Annotated in this window: 23 protein-coding genes; 2 read left to right on the top strand and 21 right to left on the bottom strand. The window is 33.7% G+C overall.

Annotated elements, in window-relative coordinates:
- Positions 1-23 precede the first annotated feature (23 nt).
- Entirely contained in the window at positions 24-344 is a 321-nt protein-coding gene (tnpA, locus tag CQZ94_RS25000) for an IS66 family insertion sequence element accessory protein TnpA (RefSeq protein ID WP_105587603.1), read from the bottom strand.
- A gap of 68 nt (positions 345-412) precedes the next feature.
- Between tnpA and CQZ94_RS24995 the strand changes: the two genes are divergently transcribed.
- Positions 413-652: a CDI toxin immunity protein gene (locus CQZ94_RS24995; protein ID WP_483861176.1), complete on the top strand. Its 240-nt coding sequence runs from the start codon at positions 413-415 to the stop codon at positions 650-652.
- 645 nt (positions 653-1297) lie between these two features.
- Here the strand turns inward: CQZ94_RS24995 and CQZ94_RS24990 are convergent.
- Entirely contained in the window at positions 1298-2269 is a 972-nt protein-coding gene (locus CQZ94_RS24990; RefSeq protein WP_105587602.1) for a hypothetical protein, read from the bottom strand.
- Positions 2269-3138 carry an RNA-binding protein gene (locus tag CQZ94_RS24985; RefSeq protein WP_105587608.1) on the bottom strand — a complete coding sequence of 290 codons (870 nt, stop codon included), beginning with the start codon at positions 3136-3138 and terminating at the stop codon, positions 2269-2271. The genes CQZ94_RS24990 and CQZ94_RS24985 overlap by 1 nt, the downstream gene beginning before the upstream one ends.
- A 478-nt stretch (positions 3139-3616) precedes the next feature.
- Between CQZ94_RS24985 and CQZ94_RS31360 the strand changes: the two genes are divergently transcribed.
- Positions 3617-3793 (top strand): antitoxin VbhA family protein, encoded by a 177-nt coding sequence (locus CQZ94_RS31360; protein WP_181149549.1) that lies wholly within the window; start codon positions 3617-3619, stop codon positions 3791-3793.
- Between the two features lie 301 nt (positions 3794-4094).
- Here CQZ94_RS31360 and CQZ94_RS24980 read toward each other — a convergent pair whose 3' ends face one another.
- The 18 genes from CQZ94_RS24980 to CQZ94_RS24895 form a co-directional block, all read right to left on the bottom strand.
- Entirely contained in the window at positions 4095-4679 is a 585-nt protein-coding gene (locus CQZ94_RS24980) for an SMI1/KNR4 family protein (protein ID WP_105587600.1), read from the bottom strand.
- A gap of 210 nt (positions 4680-4889) precedes the next feature.
- Positions 4890-5075 carry a hypothetical protein gene (locus CQZ94_RS24975; protein ID WP_002162106.1) on the bottom strand — a complete coding sequence of 62 codons (186 nt, stop codon included), beginning with the start codon at positions 5073-5075 and terminating at the stop codon, positions 4890-4892.
- Entirely contained in the window at positions 5062-5490 is a 429-nt protein-coding gene (locus CQZ94_RS24970) for a hypothetical protein (RefSeq protein WP_002162107.1), read from the bottom strand. The genes CQZ94_RS24975 and CQZ94_RS24970 overlap by 14 nt, the downstream gene beginning before the upstream one ends.
- Positions 5491-5503: 13 nt before the next feature.
- Entirely contained in the window at positions 5504-5947 is a 444-nt protein-coding gene (locus CQZ94_RS24965) for a hypothetical protein (RefSeq protein ID WP_105587599.1), read from the bottom strand.
- Positions 5948-5967: 20 nt separating this feature from the next.
- Positions 5968-6294 carry a hypothetical protein gene (locus CQZ94_RS24960; protein ID WP_105587598.1) on the bottom strand — a complete coding sequence of 109 codons (327 nt, stop codon included), beginning with the start codon at positions 6292-6294 and terminating at the stop codon, positions 5968-5970.
- Positions 6295-6308: 14 nt separating this feature from the next.
- Entirely contained in the window at positions 6309-6734 is a 426-nt protein-coding gene (locus tag CQZ94_RS24955) for a hypothetical protein (protein ID WP_258166053.1), read from the bottom strand.
- A 186-nt stretch (positions 6735-6920) separates the two neighbouring features.
- On the bottom strand, positions 6921-7157 hold the full coding sequence (locus CQZ94_RS24950; RefSeq protein ID WP_105587596.1) for a DNA-binding protein: 237 nt from the start codon (positions 7155-7157) through the stop codon (positions 6921-6923).
- A 6-nt stretch (positions 7158-7163) separates the two neighbouring features.
- Positions 7164-7361: a hypothetical protein gene (locus tag CQZ94_RS24945; RefSeq protein ID WP_105587595.1), complete on the bottom strand. Its 198-nt coding sequence runs from the start codon at positions 7359-7361 to the stop codon at positions 7164-7166.
- Between the two features lie 236 nt (positions 7362-7597).
- Positions 7598-8194: a hypothetical protein gene (locus CQZ94_RS24940; protein WP_105587593.1), complete on the bottom strand. Its 597-nt coding sequence runs from the start codon at positions 8192-8194 to the stop codon at positions 7598-7600.
- A gap of 51 nt (positions 8195-8245) precedes the next feature.
- Positions 8246-9484, bottom strand: a complete 1239-nt coding sequence (locus CQZ94_RS24935; RefSeq protein WP_105587592.1) for a bifunctional lytic transglycosylase/C40 family peptidase — start codon at positions 9482-9484, stop codon at positions 8246-8248.
- 27 nt (positions 9485-9511) lie between these two features.
- Positions 9512-12061 (bottom strand): CD3337/EF1877 family mobilome membrane protein, encoded by a 2550-nt coding sequence (locus CQZ94_RS24930; RefSeq protein ID WP_105587590.1) that lies wholly within the window; start codon positions 12059-12061, stop codon positions 9512-9514.
- 34 nt (positions 12062-12095) lie between these two features.
- Positions 12096-12578, bottom strand: a complete 483-nt coding sequence (locus CQZ94_RS24925) for a hypothetical protein (RefSeq protein WP_002162132.1) — start codon at positions 12576-12578, stop codon at positions 12096-12098.
- A gap of 1 nt (position 12579) precedes the next feature.
- Positions 12580-15120 (bottom strand): ATP-binding protein, encoded by a 2541-nt coding sequence (locus tag CQZ94_RS24920; RefSeq protein WP_105587589.1) that lies wholly within the window; start codon positions 15118-15120, stop codon positions 12580-12582.
- A gap of 59 nt (positions 15121-15179) precedes the next feature.
- Positions 15180-15584: a TcpE family conjugal transfer membrane protein gene (locus CQZ94_RS24915; protein WP_002203177.1), complete on the bottom strand. Its 405-nt coding sequence runs from the start codon at positions 15582-15584 to the stop codon at positions 15180-15182.
- A gap of 41 nt (positions 15585-15625) precedes the next feature.
- Positions 15626-15916 carry a hypothetical protein gene (locus CQZ94_RS24910; RefSeq protein ID WP_000421388.1) on the bottom strand — a complete coding sequence of 97 codons (291 nt, stop codon included), beginning with the start codon at positions 15914-15916 and terminating at the stop codon, positions 15626-15628.
- 2 nt (positions 15917-15918) lie between these two features.
- Entirely contained in the window at positions 15919-17025 is a 1107-nt protein-coding gene (locus tag CQZ94_RS24905; protein WP_105587587.1) for a conjugal transfer protein, read from the bottom strand.
- 1003 nt (positions 17026-18028) lie between these two features.
- A complete protein-coding gene (locus CQZ94_RS24900; protein WP_105587586.1) occupies positions 18029-19738 on the bottom strand; it encodes a hypothetical protein in 1710 nt (569 codons plus the stop codon).
- Between the two features lie 814 nt (positions 19739-20552).
- On the bottom strand, positions 20553-21196 hold a 644-nt coding region (locus tag CQZ94_RS24895), incomplete at its 5' end, for a hypothetical protein (protein WP_219845214.1).

Here is a 21196-nt window from a genome sequence, read left to right as displayed (position 1 = left end):
TTTTTCAATTGCGATTTCTGACATCATTGTTGTTTCACCGCCTGCATCACTTGTAGGAGCACTTGTGGAGTAAAAGGTACATCCAATTCAATGGTTGTTTCTTGAATGTGAATTCGAATGGTGGCATGTATGTTTTCTTTTATGACAGGGACATTCATAGAAATCCAATTCACACGCTCATTTTTATTTTGATCTTCAGTTTCAGGCGATAATTTTTTCAACCAGTAATATAGCCGATGAACCGGTAGGTTCTGTTTTTGACACCAGACACCTTTGGATAATCCACTGTTTTTATAGTCTTGAATATAAGTTTCCCATTCTTTCTTTAATAGGTGCCTTTTCATAAAAAAACCTCCACATATAGTATGTAAGGAGATTATCTCATGGGTTATTTACAAATAGTAGGTGGGGAATATTTGACGCTTACCTTGATATATATCATATCGATGAAATAGAGCCATATTTGTATAATCGTTACGGTTTACACTCTACTATCGTTTATATAATTTGGGATGAAGCGTCATTACCCATCATAAAAACGAATTTACATCAAATTCTACAAGTGATTGACGATGTTACAGCAGTAAGTTTTGATACATGGATCTATTCTCAAGATGTAGGATATGTGATTGAGTACTATCATGAAGGTTAAGTACGTATAGGCGATATGAAAGATGTCAGTGAATTACAAGCAAATGAAAAACGTAGGGACTTTCCCTACGTTTTTTAAGTATGATAATTATAAAACTCTTTAAAACAAAAAGAAATAAAATCAACAAGTGTAATTTTAGAATTAAGGTGGATTAAACAGTTACCTTCAAACTTATTTTACATCAAATACAAAAATTCCATTTTCAAAAAAGGGTTGATCAAAATGGAGTTTTTTTTATAATTAAGAACGAGTTTTTTATAAAAAAGTTTGATCAAAACTCACTAAGAATTCTTTAATCGAAAAGGAATAAAATAATGCAACTTTTTTTTAAAAGGTACAATAGAAGGATGTTAGAGGTTTTGAAAAGTGAATTTATTCCATGTTTATAAAATTAGAATTTTTTTTATTATACATAATGTTTTATTAGAATGATACTATCTAGCTTCTTCGAAATCTCCCTAAATGGAATATAGTTTGATTTTAATTAAAATTCATACATAACCAACATAATAAAACCGAAATGAAGTGTAGGGCGTAGTTTAGTTTGATTAAAAACATTTATTAAACCCGATTTTTACGATGAGCGTCACTTTACCTTTTAACCAAAAAAAGCTGCTTCAGCATATTTCCCTGAAGCAGCTCTTGTTATCTCAAAAATGGTAATGGTGCTTGCTGAATTCCATTTTGAGTTGAGATATAAAAAGATTTTGCGAATCCCTCATTGTGAATACATTCATCTATTACAAGCATTATCGGAATCTCACGTAAGTCTAACATGAGCTCCTTTCTAACATGTTCTGCTAAAGCAAGATTAGATATGGATAAAATAAAAATACCTGGTAAACTCTTCGTGTTCTCGAAATTCAATAAATTATTTGGGCCATTTTCAATTTGGTCTTCCCAAATTTTCAATCGCAATTTTAAATGTTGCGCATATCGTTGGCCTTGTTGTACCCTCTCAAATATGAAATTTTGATTCCCGATTGGGGTTTTAATTTCTCCAACAGCAATTGGATTATATCCATTACCAGTACCTTTTAGCTTTGGATACCAGCACCAGTTTTTTAATAACTGTTGGCCTATTGCAAACTCATATTTTATTTGATTCATAGTGACAAATCTTTGTATCCCTGCTACACCAAGTTTTAACCACTGTTCTGGCTTTAAAGAATAGTTTGTATTACGGTTATGATAAGCCCACATCATCAAATGACCAGCAGTATTTAGAGTGATTGGAGCAGAGGTTTTGGGTTGATCCGGAAACAGCCCCGATTTTATCTCCCATCGACTAACAAATCCATACAGTACCAGTTTTTTCAGCGATTCTGAAACCTGGGACCTACTAATTTTAGATTCCACAAAATTTTTAATTTGAGCTTCGGTAATCGCTAATGAATCCCAAATAAGTTTTAGTATTAAGTTGTCTTTTTCATTTATAAATCCTGAATTAATTCTGTCATAAATACTACGTAAATCTGTGAGTGGTTTAAATTTATCTGGAAGAATTGGTCCCCCCTGTAAAGAGGGGTCATCCCAAAGTGATAACGATTCGTCCCTATTAAGCCAATATTGAACCGCCTTTCCATTCTCTTGTACGGAAACCTGCAGCGCACTCATTAGTTATATAAAAACGCCGTTGGGTCGTTAACTTTTTTGCGTCCAAAAGGAAACTTAAATATAACCCCCGACCCTCTCTCTTTTTCCACATCCACACTTACAATTCTCATACTTACTACGTCATCCAATACTGGCTGTTCCATTGTTTTAGGGACAATTCCTTTAATTGTGCAGCCTTGGTCTAATTCAACAAAAACTCCAAAACGCGGGTCAACATTTACAACCCTTCCCACAATCGTGTCACCCTCAGCTAATTCAGATAATAACTGATAAGGATTTTCCACGGCTGCTTTTCTAGAAACATGGATTAGTCGTTGTTCTGGATTAAATTGTAGAACCTTAACTGGGATACGTTCACCAATTGGTGCATAGCGATCCACAGCGTTTTTATACACTCTTCCATAGTTTAGTTCGTGTAATTTCATAAAGCATTCCGCACCATTAATGCGTAAGAATATAGTTGGAACCTGAGCATTCATGTTATATCCAGTTACCTCAGCTTCGTAAGCAGGCTCTTGAAGTCTTTCATTTTGCTCCAATTCTATTAACTCACGAATTAACGCATCTGCAGATCTTCTACTAGCTTCTTTTACCGAAACTTGAACTTTATTTCCATCCAGTTCATCAGGCATTTGAGTAATTACTACGTTAAAAATATTACCTGTGAATTGTGTAATACTTCTAAAAGAGTAATCAGAGAAGTCCTCTTTTTTACAAATACCTATAATCTTTCCGTTTTCAAGGGCGAATTCAGCATATTCAGTATCTGGATTGTCTTTATCGTGTCTTTTAACCGTTCTCAATACTGCCTGAATTGGCTCTTTATATCTACGTAGTGCCTGTAGCTTTTCATAAGTTTTTGAATCCATAAAAATATCTCCTCTCCCTTGTTCAATATTTATAAAATTCAAAAATAATACTCCTACTTAAATTATTGTTACTTTTAATTTAGAAACTAAGTTTTTTAGAAATATTTTCTAAAATTTTTAATTGTTTTTTATACTAGACCTGCCACTTACTTTATTTATAAGGATTAACGTTAATGTTCCATATGTATTTAGGATTGGGAATTGTGTTATAATTTAAACAAGAGGGAGGTTGCCCTCCCCCTTACTTTAGCGCCTTGTTATTCGTTTGCTTCTTGGTAGGTTGCGGCGAACCACAGGGCTTTTATTTTACTATTTTCTATCCTTTCTTCACTTTTCTCTTCTCTTAATTCCTTCGTTTTTTCTATTATGTCCAGAATGGTTTTAACAAGTTGTATAACAATCATTTAAAGAATTACAATTCAATCACTATCATGATCTTCATTTATGAAAAAATAGATTGAAAGAGGGCTACCAAATTATGTTTAAAAATGAAATAGAACTACATAAGGCTTTTGAAGAAGCAAAGGCGTCTTTTGCAATTGAGGGATTGACTGTTACAAAAGAAATGGAAAAAATAATGAAAGATAAGTTGAGAGGGAATATTACAATGGAGGAATTTATTAAATTAGCCGACGCTATCGCCAGACGTCAATAAACTATCATTTACTGTAATACCTGCAACTTTGAAATAAATTTTGAATAAAGTAAAAAACCATTTTGGATAGAGATTCTACAAAATAGTTTTTTACTTTATTAATGTGTAAAGTGATAATAATGTTATTTAATTCTGATTTAAAAATATAAGAGCCTCGCTACAAATCATATTGTAGTAAGGCTCTTTAAAGTTGTTTAATTTCTAACCTTTTAAATGAGTTTGTAGACAAATATAAATAATAAATTTGTTTAAATCTTGTTCAACTAAAGCTCCCATTAGTTGAAGTGTAATTCTTCACAAATTATTGAGATTCTTCTTCTAGAAAATTAAAATCACCATCAATAAGATCCTGTAAATACTCATCAAAGCTGTTTGCAATCACTTCATATTCATCAGGGTCGTGCAAAAAACGAATTATTTGACCACATACACCTTCATCAGAAGGGTTAAAATCAATATAGAGTCTTGATGTTCCACCATTGTTCATACAGTCTGAAAAATGAATATAAGTGCCAGGGAGAAGTCCTTTTGGATTTATCTTAGAATCAACAGCATCCTCGTCATCTTGGTATTCTAAAAGATAGGAGACGTCTTCTTCTTCTTTTGAACTTTCGAGCATCTGCTGTGTAGAAAGCAAATAATATGGATACTCTTCAACATCTGAGCCTAAAATACATACCGCAACTTTGTTTTCTCCATATTTCCGCCAATATGTACCATCAATATTTTCAAGTAAAGAGATTAGTGATTCTGGACAATTTGGATATTCTGACCTTAATGTATCAATATCCTCTTTTGTAGCACCGTACGCTTTATTTAGTGCCTCGAGATCATCTGTTGATAATGCTGCTCTCAAGCCGTTTAAAAATTTGTTTACCAAATCCATTATTTCGTCCTCCCAATAATAAAATATAAAATTTTTTTATTAGTCTATATACCTAACATAAATAAGATTATTCACTTTTATCGAAAGCCTCATTTCATCTTTTTGTTCAAGCAAATGTAAGCAGATAATCCCATTGTAATTATTGATAGGATGAGTTTAACATATTTTCCCACTTGAAATATGTCCGTAAATATCAAAATTAGGTCATTTTCACTCTACAATGATAAAACCTTCTAACTCGAATGCAATTGATGGTTCACTCTTTACTTGAGCGTGTAACTTACCTTCTTTGTCGATTACTACAACCGTGTCTAATAACCCATCAGCACTTAACACATCACCTAATTTAAGTTCTTGACCTTTAACTGTTTTCACATCTAATTTAATTTGTACCATTACGCTCTAGCCCTTGTCGATTGAAATATTGTTCTAATAACTCCCTACCTGTTTTGATTGTAACATAGTACTCTCCACCATATAGTTTCCCTTCTGATGGATTATGGAAATCTTCGTATTTCTTGAAGTCTTCATTCTCTTCAAACGATTTCTTTGCAACTTCCATGTCTTCTGCTTCAATCTTAGCAAACAGTCTACCAATATCAAATATCCCTTCTTCATCAATACTTTCTTCTACTAAATAGTGTGCTTCTTCCTCTATAGGTGTTAACTTCTTCTTTGTGACAGAATACAGGTGTTTGTCTTCCTCGTCCTCTACCATAATAAAGAACCAACCAACTCTCACTACTGTACATGGTGCTAACCCTACTAATGTAAGTGCAACTACCTTTTGGTCTTTTACGAATTTACCCATCTGAAACTCCCCTTTATAAGTTATAGTTTAAAAACGGTAGTTCTTTACTAGACTCCTCTATATCTTCTGCATACAACTCTACAAATAAATCTGAAGTTTCACTAGGTGTATAAATTGTGGTGGCTTTATCGTCTATGTGAACATAAGCAATAACTTCCATGTATTCTTCACAGTCTTTCATTTGTACTGGAATAATGCATGGTAATACTTCTTTCGGAACTTCTTTCTTGTCTAGGAATTCTTTGTGTTTAATGACTCTATCCATTTTATAAGTAGTTATTGTAACCCCATCTATAGTTGCTACTTTTGTTTCTTGTGGTTTTACTATACCTAAATGGTTACACCATGTATCCAGTACAAACTCTTTCTCTGTACTTAATATTATATCTCCTTCTTTGTTTAGGACAAAGTAAGATGTCTTCCCATTCCCTACTCTTACATGTTTTACCTCTAACATACAAATACCCCTTGCATGGTTTATTTTATAGCGTAACCATAGTCTCTCAAACATCTATCTGCTCTAAGTAATACATCCCTAAGAGTTTCTTCCTTTTCTGTATACCCTAGTTCTCTTCTCTTTTCTGCATACTCTAGTTCACTGTCAATCGTATTCCAGTATGCTTTACCGTATTTCGTTATAGCTTCTACATGAATATCCTCAACATATGCTTCATGCCGTTGCATCACGTCTTTATTGTTTTCTCTGTGTCCCATATACTTATATGTTACGTCTACCCCTAAATCTTCTCCTAGACCACATACTCTAGTAAAACCTGCTCTTGCACTACCTATATGGAATGGCATGTTCTACCCCTCTCTTATTTTAATATGATATTATAGCGTTCTCTTTGTTGTGAACTCATAAATTGCCCTACAAATTGTAGTTCATGCCAGTTAAACTCTTTCATTTGCTGTTTTTGTTTATTTGTTTTCAAGTTTACTTTGCCTACCATTTTAAAGGCTTGCTGACCTGTTTCATTTAATGTATTGTAGAAACCTTTTAAATAACTAATCTGTAAAGGAGATAGTTTACCATCTTCCTTTATTTGTTTTACAATACTATTATAGAAGTTATTATTCTTTGGTACAATTTTCTCATCTAATTCACGGTTTAAGAATCGTTTTAAATAATCATTCTTATCTTCTGTTAGACGTTTCTCTGTAACTACGTTTCCTTTTGTATCATAGAAAGTTTCTGTAAATTCTTCTGTAAACTTCTTGATACATTCAGAACCTACTACCATTCTTGCTTTGCCTTTGAAAAATTATGCTTTTCTACACTTTGTAATAAATTGAAATTTTTTTATAGAGCTAACCTGCATGGTTAGTTCTATAAGAATTAAAGAACTTTATTATTTTTCAAAGGATTTTATTATTTTTTAAACAACTTTATTATCTCTTAACACCAAATCCATATCTCTTCAGCGTGTCTATTCACGATAATATTTCTTTCTTAACACAGTCAATTCTTCACCTAATTTTTCTACATCTGGTTTCCAAAACAAATTAACTTTGTTTACTTGTTTTAACGGAATCAGTCTTTCAGTTTTCACAAGTTGATTTAATCTAGCACGAGCTATATTGAGTAATTCCATTACTTCCGCAGCCGTTAAAATATATCCATCCACAAATTGTTTAACATCTTCCCTAGTTTCTAATTCATACATTATTAATCACCACTTTGATACTTGTTTTTTTATTACTTCCGAAAGCAGACATAACAGTGTCGCCAATACATAAAATATAGTTGTTCCCATTAATACATAATCTGATTTTGATAAATCCCCCCAATTAATCACAAATCCAAAAATAATTATTAAATATATAAAAGATGTAACTGGACTACTCAAAATTTTCTCTGTTTTCTCCATTCCCTAGACCACCTTTCCTATATATGTAAATTTTATCATAGTTTTAATTATTAATTAATAATTTTCAGAACAGCCTATCAGGTATTATCTACATAATTGAAGAGATAAAACACCCATACATTAGTAATCACTTCACGACCCTATTTTAAGTTTACAAAAGTCCAAAAAGGCCCCTCTCATTAAAAATGAAAAGAGGCACTTTTTCTAGTACTCTACATGTTAAGTGTGTACAAATCCTAAGGCATACGATCTTTTAAATCTGCTAAAGGTATGACCTTGTCAACAAGCCATAAATTCTTATTTCCATCATAGATAAGATTTATTTGCATTAATGACATATTATCGGATGAAACACCATTAACTGTAATTTTACTTTTCACCTTCGCTAATATATTAGCTTTAGTAGTGTCTAAGAACGCATAGTACAACTCGCCACCTGTGTATTCAGACTGAAAGGAGACTTTTTTCTTTTCTTTTTCATCTACAGTTCCTGGAGCAGATTGTGTTGGTCCACCTGGTGGAGTTAATTCTTTCTTAGCATTAGGTGTTATATAAGCTTCGATATTAGCGAGATACGACTCACCTTTACCGGTATCATACGTACGGAAAGCTTTAAGGAATCGCTCTGCAGCTTCTTTTACTTGTTGTTGATTATTACTCTTTAAAGCTGACAACTCCTTTTTGGTATCGTTGTATTGTGCCTCTACCTTTTCCACTTTTCCCGTTAATTTTATCTTATCATTTTTAAGTTTTTCATTTTCAGATTGGTATTTCATTAAAAATCCTACGCTGCCTATTAATAAGATTGCTAGTATAATAGTGATTTTCTTCATCATCTACCTCCTTTTCGCAGTTTCATGATTTGCTAAGCTTTATTTGCATTACTATCTAACTACACGACCATAACCCGCAAAATGCTGTTGAAAATATGCTTTACTTAAATCGGCATATCCAATTGGATCCCCAGCATGATACATTGTATTATTCCCAACATAAATTCCAACGTGTGTAATATAGTTGCTTGTGGCATATGTGCTATGGAAAAAAACTAGGTCTCCTGGCTTTGGATCCGTTACACGTTGAGTTTTATCCCATTGGGTTTGTGCAGTACCAAATAAATTAATACCAACCCTTGAATACGTATATTCAACTATTCCACTACAATCAAATGATGTATTTGGGGTTCGTCCTCCGAAAACATATGGCCATCCTTGATACTTTAGTGCTTCTGCCATAATTGCTTGGAATACATCATCACCTAAAACGCTACCACCGGCAATTCCACCAGAACCTTCGGGACTTTGACCAGGTTGATAATATTTCATAACATGCGGAACATAATCTGGATCACCATAGCACCAATTATTAGATACTGCTTCCGCACTTCGCCATGATGCACATCTATAACCATTTTTAGCTGATTGCTCTGCAGAAAATGTCCTTGCATTCTCGTGTGAATATCCACCTTTCGAAACTGCATAGTTAGCGTAGCCGGTCCCGTAGTTATAACATTGTAATGTAATATTTTGATCACCATTAGATTTTTTATGACAATCAGCAAAATGCATTAAACCATATTTTATACTTTCCTCTGGATCAGTAAAATACCCTGGAGGATACCCTTGTGATTCTGAACTTTGCATAACATCCAATTGTGTTCCAGAACTTTCTTGTTGGATAAGAGCAAGAATTAAAGGAGTCATTGCTTCAATGCCATGCTGTGCTGCATATTTCCTTACCAACGGCTCCCATCTCATTACTTCTGGGCTAACACTTGCAGTACCTGGTGCAAAAGGACCACCAATTCCTCCAGGACTGACCTCATCTTCACTCATTGTGGACGTTAGTAAAAATATCACTACACCTAAACCTAAAACAGCAGCCATAATAACACCGGCCGCTATTAATATTGGTTTTGCAACAGCAACTGTAGCTGCCTTTTGGGCTACTTTGACTGCTACTTTCTTACCTACTTGTGCAACTGCTTTACCCGCTATTTTTGACCCTTTCCCAGCCGCCTTCCCTAAAGAATGGCCTGCCTTTTTCAAGGCAGGCTTAACATTCTCCAGTTCAGCTTCAGGATGATGTTCATGTTCAAAGTCGCGATTTGGTTCCGCACCCAATGTATAAACCCTCCTTCACGAGCTGAATTATTTTGGTTTTATTGTTTCTTTTGCTTTTACATTTTTTAAAGCTTCTTGTTGTGTTTGTGCTTTCGCATTAACTTTCTTTATATCTGCACCTTCTTTTACATGTTGTTGATTATTCACTTTAGGAACATTTTTATTTTGTTGTTGATTAACTGGTTTTACCTCTACTTGTTTTTGTGGTGTACTCACATGGGAAGTAGTGACTGGTTTGCTCTCCATCGGGTTTGATTGTAATGGCGTTGTCCCCGATTGTGGTGCTGTAATTGGTTTACTCTCCATCGGATTCAATTGTAATGGTGTTGTTCCTGATTGTGGTGCTGTAATTGGCTTACTCTCACTCGGATTCGATTGTAATGGTGTTGTTCCTGATTGTGGTGTTGTAATTGGCTTGCTCTCACTCGGATTCGATTGTAATGGTGTTGTTCCTGATTGTGGTGTTGTAATTGGCTTGCTCTCACTCGGATTCGATTGTAATGGTGTTGTTCCTGATTGTGGTGTTGTAATTGGCTTGCTCTCACTCGGATTCGATTGTAATGGTGTTGTTCCTGATTGTGGTGTTGTAATTGGCTTGCTCTCACTCGGACTCGATTGTAATGGTGTTGTTCCTGATTGTGGTGTTGTAATTGGCTTGCTCTCAGTTGATCTTGCTTGACCCGTTGGTGTTTTAATTCCGGCTACTGGTTTTGCTTCCGCCTTCACATCTTCTTGCTTATTCTCAAGACCACCATTATTTTGATTTGCAACTGGTCTATTTTGAGCTTTTACATCTTCTTCTTTATTACTTAGTTCCTCATTTGATTGTGCTACTGGTTTAATATCCGCCTTTACATCCTCTTCTTTATCTTTTAATTCTGCTTGTTGTATTTCTGAGTTATTATCTTGATGTTTCCCTCGTACTGCTAATTCCGGATTTTCTTTAGTAGCGGCTACTTCTTCCTTAACCCTTTCTTGCTCCTGGTTTCCTTTTCTATCACGGACACCTAAGTTTTCTTCATTTTTCATTTGATTAATATTCTTTTCTTTTTCTGCTTGCATTTGCTCTTTTCCCTTACGCTTACCTTCTGCTACTTTTTCTTTTCTATCTGCATAATTTTCTTTCAACTGTTTAAACTTACTATAACCTGATTTGCCCATTTTTCCAGCCATTGCAACACCTGTACCAGCTACTGCCACACTTCTTCCAACAGCCTTAGATCCTCGTTTAACATCTCGATATTTATCTCTAATATTACTCATAGCATCTGATGCACGTGCTGCTCCTGCACTTGCTGGTACTGTAGTAATTGCATCAAAAATTGTTTTACGATATAACCATACTCCTAAGAACGAAAGTACCTGTAATGCGGCAACTACTAAATAACCATACTTATCAGTTGCACTATATAAGATTGAAGAAACCCAAAACATTAAAGTTAATAGAAAACCAATCGCAACTTTCATAAGTAATGTTCTAAACAGTTCAGCCAAGAATTTCTTCGCTGTCCCAGTCCACGCTGGTACTAAAGCCATCAATAACATTACTGGTGACATTAAAGCCACAATGATGAACATCAGTTGATAGAATAGCATCGCCATACTACATAAGCATAAAACTACCCATAATGGTCCATTAATTACAAAAAGTAATAGTACTAATGCACCACGTTCAAAGGTAGCGTCTAATTCTAGAATTTTATTATTTTCATCTTTCACTTCATGTTCTAGAAGCTTTTGTCTCTCATCAGTATTAGTAGTTGTTAGCATCTTTTTAATTCTTTCATCACCAATTTTCTTCATATCTGTTGTACCAAATTGTAATAATGTATAAGGTTGTTTAATTAATAGAGTATGTGTTAAATCCGTAATGGAATCTACACCACTTGAATAACCTTCTTTAGTTCCCGCAATACTTTGAGTAGCATCAAGAACTGTCTTATTTGTTTGTTCGGAAAAATTGTTCAGACCTTTAATGATATAGCTTGAGTTTGCAAAGAAACCCAATGTAAAAACTAGAATACCTAAAGTTTTCAATAAGCCGCCTAACATTTCTGATTGACGTCGCTCTACAAATCCAACCCATATAACCCAGCAAGCTAGGAAAGCTAACATAAGGCCTATTAGTTCACTATAGATACCAGTACCCCAAGAACCATTAAATCCTGCCGCTTTTGAAATAACATCTCCTAATTTATCCCCAACATCGGCCACTATATTAAGACTCATAGATTGCCCAACCATACTTGTTACAAAAGTACTAACTGCAAGATTAAGAGTCCATCCAATACTAATGAGGCTAAATAATACAGCGACCATTTGTTCTTTTACTTTATCTCCCCATCTCCAAAATTTAAGAGATTCACCAAATCCACCTTCTGGTGTGTAAATATCAATCCCATAACTACTTGGAGGGTGTTCTTCGAATTTTAATTTTTCTTTGTTTTTAGGGATAATATCATCTAAAAGAGATGGTCTGGGTTCCTCATCTGCATATACTGGTGCTGCTTTAAATAGTAAATTAAATGCTAATACGAATGTACAAACTAACAAGAATAGGGTAATAAACTTTTTCATTACATGTTACTCCCCCTTTTTATGGGAAAACCTACTAATCGTTTGAACTAAACTCACTTGTTGGTTTAGTATCTGCCACTTCATCAATTTCGTTTCGATAAGGAGCAGCATAACTACGTACTTTAAAACCTTCACCTGTTCGAACTACCCTTATCCACTTCACTTCTTTATCGATGTTTTTAGGGGGTTTTTTCGAGCTAAAGTTATACATAATTGTATCCTTATCTACCACATACTCTTTTACTTTATAATCTTTGTAAGATAAATTATTTTTAGGTCCTTGATTTCGGTCCAATATAGTATCTTTATCCCCATCCACTACAAGCTTAAGTATTGTTTTATGATCACGCTGTAAATCAGCTTTTACAAAATCAAGCATAACTTCCCTTGGAGTGTGCCCTTGTTTATCCTTTTCTTCTCCAACATTTTTTTCACTATTACCACATGCTGCACTCAGGATAAGAGTACCTACACATAGACTTGTTAGCATAATTTTTTTAAATTTAGTTTTTAACATATTAACTCACTCCTACATTTATTTTTTCTTCCCCTCCTTCGACAAAGGTTGCATTAACTTCCTGCTTTTCATCATCATTTGACTTTCTATAATTCTTTCTTGCATTTGGTCTTGTATCAAATGCATCGTATAGATCCTTGAACACTACATCCATTGTGACAACGCCTGTTCTTCCCTGGATATCCTGGAATAAACATTGTCCTGTTTCTAGGTTTGTAATAATTGCATGATTCTCTTCGTTATCAGGTAATCCAAAGAAGTCTAGGATTGAAGAGATTTCTTTACTGTCTGTATTACGGAAAGAGAACTTCATACCGATATTATTTTTAAATGTCTCATCTCCAAGGTCACTCGCACTTTGAGTAGCAAAGTATACTGCAGAGTTTAAGGCACGCCCTTCACGAACTAGCTTACGAGCCAATTCTCGACCTTGAGAAGTCCCCATGATTGCCCATGCTTCGTCCAGTAAAACAATTTTGAATTTAGTAGGGTCTTTTTGAAAGAATTTTCTTGCAAAAGAAGATAGAGACATCAGCATACTAACGGATAAATTCTCTTGCAATGTATAATCTTTTGGGTCTTTACCGATATCTGGCATGTCAAGATGCTGAATTTGTATGATATTTACCGCGGTATCAAGTTCAATATCTCTATTTGTTCCATCACCAAAGATTAAGTGTGCAAATGATAAATTCTCAAATGCTTGAATATGAGCAGATAATTGTTGATCGACTTTATCCTCGCTATCTTCAAGATATTGAGATACAGCTGTTAAGCATGGTTCTTCCATTCCTGCAACAAATTCTACAGCTGAAGCCAAGCGTGGGAACTTTTCCGAGTTATCAGGTTTAATACCTGTAATAAAAGTAAGAATTGTCATTGCTAACTCAATTGCATCTTTTCGACTATGTTTATGAATGATAAATGGGTCTAGTTTCCCTTCATCTCGTCTATCAGTCCCTAGTGTAATAACGTTTACTTTACCTTCTAAACCGTGTAAATCTTCTGTCCAGTTTCCCCTCTCACCTTTTGGATCGACTATCAGTGTTTGAGCTCCTCCAAGTACTGCAAGATAAACAATTAGGTTCGTTCCAAATGATTTACCCGATCCAGTACTTCCTGTTACTGCAACTGAAAGTGCGCTTGTTTTTTGATTTGCAACGGTATTTGTTGCTGCAAGAGAAGGTGTCATATAAACTGCTTTGTTTAAAATACCAGTTGTTCCAATATAGAATCCGATATTATCCCCTAAATCTTGTGTTGCTCCAAACATACCAGCCGCAAGTACTCCAGGTTCCATAAAGTGTATATAATCATTTACATATCTTCTAGCACCAGGAATATGTTCATTAAACAGGAGGAACTGATCTCCATATGGTCTTACTAGTTCAATCATCATCTCTCTATAAATAGAAATGAGTGAATTTGTATTCCGACGCATTGTATCCAAATCTTCGGCACATATACAGAAAGATACTGATGTTTTTACTAACGGCATACGTGTCTTTTGTATGAGGGCTTGTAGCTCAGTAGCTTCCTGAACACCTTCATACACGTTTAATCCAACAGTTTGTGCATTTTCCCTTGCATGCATTTCTTGATCTTCTAAATCCTTTTTCTTCTTATTTAGTTTAGATAGTGCTTTACGATGATTTATGTTTTCTGTACGGACACTTAATTCAATAGGGAAATCTATATTTTGAATCATATACATCCACTCTTGGTCTGGAAATTCCATTGTATATGGAATCTTTGATGCCGATAAAAAACTCATATATGCTGGATATTCTAATCCGTCGGTACCAATCTGAGACATTTCAATATGTCTTCCTTTAACATCAAATTCTGCTTCGGATAATCGTAATAAGCTTTCTTGATTTGGTATTATTGCAGAGTCGTCATTTTGTACGGGAGGTGTCCATCCAGCAGTTACTGGCGCCTCTAATGTGCGATAGAAGTTTCTTAATATAATCCATTGCGCTTCATTAGTTTCTAGAGCCCTTACAGCCAAATGTTTTCTTATCTTATTTTTAAAAGCGCTAGCTTCTCTTTTAAACATCTCCAAATCAGTTTTTAGTATTTTGGTATCACCAAGTAACCCAAACTGTTCTGCAGTATTTTTAAAGGTGTGAAATGCTGTATACAACATTTCTTTAAGCCCTTCTTGTATGTGTCTTACCTTTAATTTCACGCCAATAAAATATCGGTACTCTACTGCATTTTTACCAAATTTTCGTTCTAACTCATGTACGACATCATCTGTATGATCAATTGCAAGTTCTTTTAATTCTCCGCTTACTGTTTCTTTGAATTCATCTGCTTTTTCTTGGAAGTTCTGATAAACAGGAATCATTAAGAGGTGCTTTTCTTCATCAAAATTCCAAAACAAGCCAAGTTGACGCATGAATAAGGTATTTTTATCATCATCTCCTCGGAATTCGTATGGTATTCCGTATGCCTCATAATACGCCCAGCAAGAACCATCTTGGTTAAAAATCAAATTATCGTGAAAGTATTTGACTGGAAATTCAACCTGATTCATTTTTACCTCCTTAGAGAAGAATATGAGCCTAAAATAGCTCTTCCGTATAGATTAATTAATTACTTATTGTTGTTTGAATCATCCTTGAATCGTATTAAAGTTTTATATTGATAGTTTCCAATATTACCTGTTGTATCTTTATAGCGGCTAATCTTCTTACTTTCGAACATAAACACGAAAAATCGAAATAAAAATTTATGTGGGCTTTTTCCATCCAATTCTACATTGCCAAAGAAATATGCTATTCCACCTGGTAATATTAGATATTTTAAAAACACATTATTTCCTAAAGGTAAAAACTGATCTAGAATTAAAATTAAAAGTAAAGATCCAACAAAGAAGCCCAACTGTCTATAAGGAACTGGGAAAGGGAGGGTTAAGTCCCTTATCCCGTATAAACTCTTAGGAATATCCCATATCGAGTTGTATGTCCTAACTTCTTTACGAGTCGGCTTTTGAGTCATTTCTACCAACCCCTTTAATATTTTCAGAGATTTTTAATTTATCACTTGAATACTAAATTATATAATTTTGTACCAAGATCTTTGAAAACGTCTGGTGAGAATACAAAAACTGATAATAGTGCACAAACAATTATCCAACCAAGTAAACCAGCCATTTGTCGTTTAACTGCAAAGATGATTACTCCAATAAGTGCTACAACTAAAAAGATTGGACCTAATTGAGCTACTAACCAGTTTTTAATATTTACTCCAAAATTAATATTACCTATTACAGCTGCGTCTGTAATAGCAGGTAATTGGTGAGCTAACATATCTAATCCCAAAAGCTCCATAATTATTTACCCTCCACTTTCTCTAACGTATTTTCAAATTTTTTCATAGAGCTAATTGAAAACTTGTTATCTTTATTTACTAAATTTAAGTCATATGTGTATGTGTACTCTAAACTGCTATCATTGTCTTTCAATTTTGCATCAACTAAGACTTTGTAACCTTTATCTTTATCTTCATAAATACGCAAGTTTTCTAATTTGCTAAATGTCATAATGCCTTTAAGTCCGTTTGATATATTACTCTTTTCAAAGTAATAAGCAATTTCTTCTGGTGTTCCTTCTGTGTATACTTTAAAAACAGATTGTAAAAATTGTTCTACTTTTTTCACTTCTGCATCGTTATTAATCTCTCGTCCTTCTGGTTTGAATGTGGCTACTTTGTAAGTAGCCTTTGCTTTCTCTCCATGGACGATTGTAGGATTATTAGGAACTACCATCTTCCCTTTCTCCATTAAAATTGGAATAGAGAAGTACCTTGTAACTTCTTTAGGTTCTTTTGGTGTATCTGGGGCTTGAGTCGTTCCAGGAGCAGGATTGTTAACAGGTTCCAGCTTCTGAATTATTTTCAATGTAACTTCTGCTTCATTACCTTTTTGACGGACTTCTACTGCTTCCGACTTAACTAAGGTACTAGAAGCGTTTTTTAAAGTATCTCTATTTAATCCACCTTGCTCATCGGATCCTTCGACTAGATACTTCTCTAATCGTTTTTTCCGCGCTTCAGCTACATTCATATCAACCTTCCAGTTAAAATAATCAGCGGCAAAACTATTAGCATATGCAATTAATTCTGCTTCTGACATTTTAATTTTTACGGGTTCCTCCTTCTTTTCTTGAACAGCTACTGCTCTAGGAGGACCGGCAAGTTGGATAAATGAAAGGGAGCTTCCTGCAAACACGAATCCCATCACACACCAAAATGTAATCTTACCTACTTTTTTCCCTGTAATAGCTGGAACTTTCTCCCTTGTTTTACGTTTCTTCTTTTCTTTAAGCGCTTCTGAATTTTCTTGTTGCATATCTAATATTTCAGTTGTTTTATTCTTTGCTTTTTTAAAAAATGTAAATTTCTTTTTTTCGGAGTTTTTCTGGGATTTCTTTTTTACCATGTCTTCACCTCTCTTATTAAATGGTTAGGAAATTACAAATTTTATTGTAATTTCCATTAATCAACTATCTACTTTAAGTATGATTTACTTTTTTCGGAAATCTAAGAGAATATAAAAAAAAAAATATATTTTATATCAAAGTTTTTTAGGAATGATTAATACTAAATAAAATGTTTATTACAGTACATAAAAAAACCAATTCCATTAAGAAATGAAATTGGTTTTACACAGGACCTATTCTCTATAGTAAGCATTAAACAATATTAAAACCTAATATAATATATATCTTTAATATATATAAAGAAAAAAGATAATACTTTTATACAGAGGGAAAATAGTGTTAAAACATTGCTGTGTTAAGGGTTCATAATTACTCTAGCCGCAAAAAATCATAAAAAGTAAATACTGGGAACGTACTTAATGAGCTGGATGATGATTAAAAACTACAAAATATCGTAAAGTAGGTATATAAAAACTACATATAATCATCGTTAATTTGATGCGAGTGAATGAATAAATAATAAATGCAAATTTCGCTGACTTACAAACAAACTTTCCACATTTCTTAAAAACTACACACAATTTATTAACAAATTGATCATAGTTAGGAACAGAATCCACTTTTTAAACATAACTAACAGAATTTTTTCTGATTTTAAGTAGATTTAGAGGTAGAACATGATAAGAACAGTACTTAAAGCTTTCTATTATACACATCAGGTCAAAATTATTAAGAAATCAACAGAATAATAAAAAATATTTATGCTTTTTTGTAGATGAAATGGCGTAAAAAATTAAAAATTCAGATTCTTCAACTCGGAAATTGTGAATATCTCATTTTGTTTCACGTGCAATGTATGTAATTGCATAAAAAATAGAGAGTCGTGATCATTTAAATTGAAAACTTTCTCTCTGTTTTGTTTGAAGTAATACACTCTACACGTTATCTCCAACACGAATAGCCCTCTACTTTTGTTTTTTTCAAAAATAGAGAGCTGTATCTTTACATTGCTGGAAGCAGCTGATCGACCGTATGCGGTACTTCACTAGTTGAACGGTAATATGCTTCTAAGGACTGTAGAAACTGAATTAAATCAAAGTCTTCAGCGACCTCAATTACACGAATCTTTTCCTTCGGCAATTTATCAATTTTTTCAATGAACAGTTCACGAATATCGCTAGGGATTTGATTTCCTTTATGCCCACTAGATTTTAATAGTTCGCGAATTTCAATTTCTAATGCTGTATATGCGTTAATATTTACTCCTTGCTCATAAGCATATTTTCTAAATAGTGATTCCTCTTGATACTGCATGTAATTACGATGGTAAGCATCTATAGTTACAGGTACAGCATATTTCGCATGAAGCAGGTCATGCGCTTTACGGAATAGCTTTTGAACATTTCGTAAAGAGTATATAGCAAAATGAGTACCAAATTTAAAAATGGCCTCTTCTTGATCATGTTTAGGTATATTGTGTGTAATTAAAGGATAAATTCCAGTTTTAGCAGCTGTGTCTAATACACGATATTGAGAAGATTGCTTTAATAATTTACTTAGCGTATAAACAAGCTTTTTCGGATATCCTTCTTGTCGATCAATCATTTCTCGTAAGCCACGAACTACTTGGCGAATTTGACGGTGACAAGAGTGTTTTAAAACGTTAATAAATTGGTTCATATCCTTTGCAAATTCAGCAATATTCATTTCAACTAACAAGTTTTCAATGAATTTAGCTTTACGCTTATATGTATCTCGTGGTGTAAATGGATCACGGTATTCTGCTCCTTCTTCTTTCGCGCATAAGAAATCAGGATGTACAGATAAATGCAATGTTGTATATTGCTTTTTATTCTTCTTCCCTTTTTCTAACTTGCAAATTTTAAATAAAGAAGATCCAGTAGCAGAAAGTTTTGTTTCTAATTCCTCAAGTACAGCACGAATCTGATGTGGGTATTTCTTATGTAAGTAACGATACATACCACCAAAGTGTGTTGAGTTTCCTTGTTCATCAACTTTGAATAAAGAACGTTTCAGGGTAGTTTCGCGTTTCTGCTGCATTGCTACATCCATGAATAGTTTCTTAGCTGCAATGGATAACTCAAAGAATTCTTTGGTAAATACTATCGGGCTGATAAATGTATATGCATTTGCTTTATTTGTTTCCTTATTCATGAAATCAGTTAAGGCAATCTTATATTTACCACTGTACTCATTTTCAATTGTAATGATGTTATGGAAACTTAACTTCTTCAAAGCCACATAAAATTGTGAGTGGTGAATATGTGCAAATGCTTCTTTATAATTTTTATAATCTTCCCAAAGCATGTGGATCGATACATGCGAAAGCTCACCATATGTATTACATTTTTTATGAAGAAATAGAAATACTTCTAAATCAGCATTTGTAATACCATATAGCTTATGTTTTCTGCCCTCATTTTTATCAAATACACTTACTTTATCTAAAACTTTTTTCATTTTCAGTGAAAAAGATGGCTTTGCTTGTTCAACAAACCCCTCTTCATCTGCAATTCGTTCTTCATAGGACATTGACTTCACAATGTCTTCTAAATAAGTATCTTTAAAACTGTAATACTTACCTTCCAAAGCTTCTACTAACTTTTGCCATGATTTAATTGTTACAATTACCGGTGTTGTTGTTTCACCATTCAAACTACGTTTGTTCTTTATAACGAAAGGTTTTGCCATCTTTTTCACCTCCTTTTATTTTAAGTTGCAGTTTTCCCCACAATTAGGTATAGAATTACATTTTTGATTATATCAAATCGAATGCTGGTGAAATTTGTCCCTTTAAGAGGAAAAACAAAAAAATGAAACGTGCCTCAATCCCTTGTGCGACAAGGGGTTTGACGTTTCATGAAAAAAAGTTTGTTGCCACCATAGGTCTATGAAGTTTAGTAAATATGAAACGTGGTATAAATTGTGGTAAATCTTTATTAAGCATTGATTTAATAGGGTTTTTCGCTGATTTCGTTTTACAGTTGTAGCCATCATATAGCTATAACGTTTCATGTTTTGGTTGAATAATAATATTTTGTAAATACCACATAAACGTTGTTATATAGGGGTGTAGCTTTGCTTTTACTTGAAAAGTTGTAGCCATCATACCGCTATAAACGTTTCATTTCATTTCATATTTCCTGCCGTCATATAGCTATAGCGTTTCATGTTTTCAAAACAACTTAAATTATATAAAAAACCGCTGTAACCCTTGGTATATAAGGATTTGCGTGAGTTTTTATGATGATAGTTGTAGCCATCATATAGCTATAATGGTTTAATCGAGTTTTCAATCATATTTTATGAAATGGCTTTATATCAACGTTTATCATAAAATCATATAGAATAAAATTTTTTTTAGAAGGATAATGATCAGGGCATGCTCGTTTCATTTTTTAAGAGTTGTAGCCATCATATAGCTATAACGTTTCATAAATTACTAAATTGTTGCCACAATAGAGCTATGTCTAATTAAAGATAAGGAGTTGCAGCCACAATAAGGCTATGTAATTTCAAATAAAGAGTTATAGCCACAATAAGGCTGCATGATTTCAAGTAAAGAGTTATAGCCACAATAAGGCTGTATGATTTCAAGTAAGGAGTTATAGCCATGATAAGGCTGTATGATTTCAAGTAAGGAGTTATAGCCATGATAAGGCTGCATGATTTCAAGTAAGGAGTTATAGCCACAATAAGGCTGTATGATTTCAAGTAAGGAGTTATAGCCATGATAAGGCTGTATGATTTCAAGTAAGGAGTTATAGCCATGATAAGGCTGCATGATTTCAAGTAAGGAGTTATAGCCACAATAAGGCTGTATGATTTCAAGTAAGGAGTTATAGCCACAATAAGGCTGTATGATTTCAAGTAAGGAGTTATAGCCACAATAAGGCTGTATGATTTCAAGTAAGGAGTTATAGCCATGATAAGGCTGTATGATTTCAAGTAAGGAGTTATAGCCATGATAAGGCTGCATGATTTCAAGTAAGGAGTTATAGCCACAATAAGGCTGTATGATTTCAAGTAAGGAGTTATAGCCACAATAAGGCTGTATGATTTCAAGTAAGGAGTTATAGCCACAATAAGGCTGTATGATTTCAAGTAAGGAGTTATAGCCACAATAAGGCTGTATGATTTCAAGTAAGG

Source organism: Bacillus sp. MYb209 (assembly GCF_002975175.1).
Lineage (GTDB): Bacteria > Bacillota > Bacilli > Bacillales > Bacillaceae_G > Bacillus_A.
This window is presented reverse-complemented; position numbering and strand designations above follow the sequence as displayed.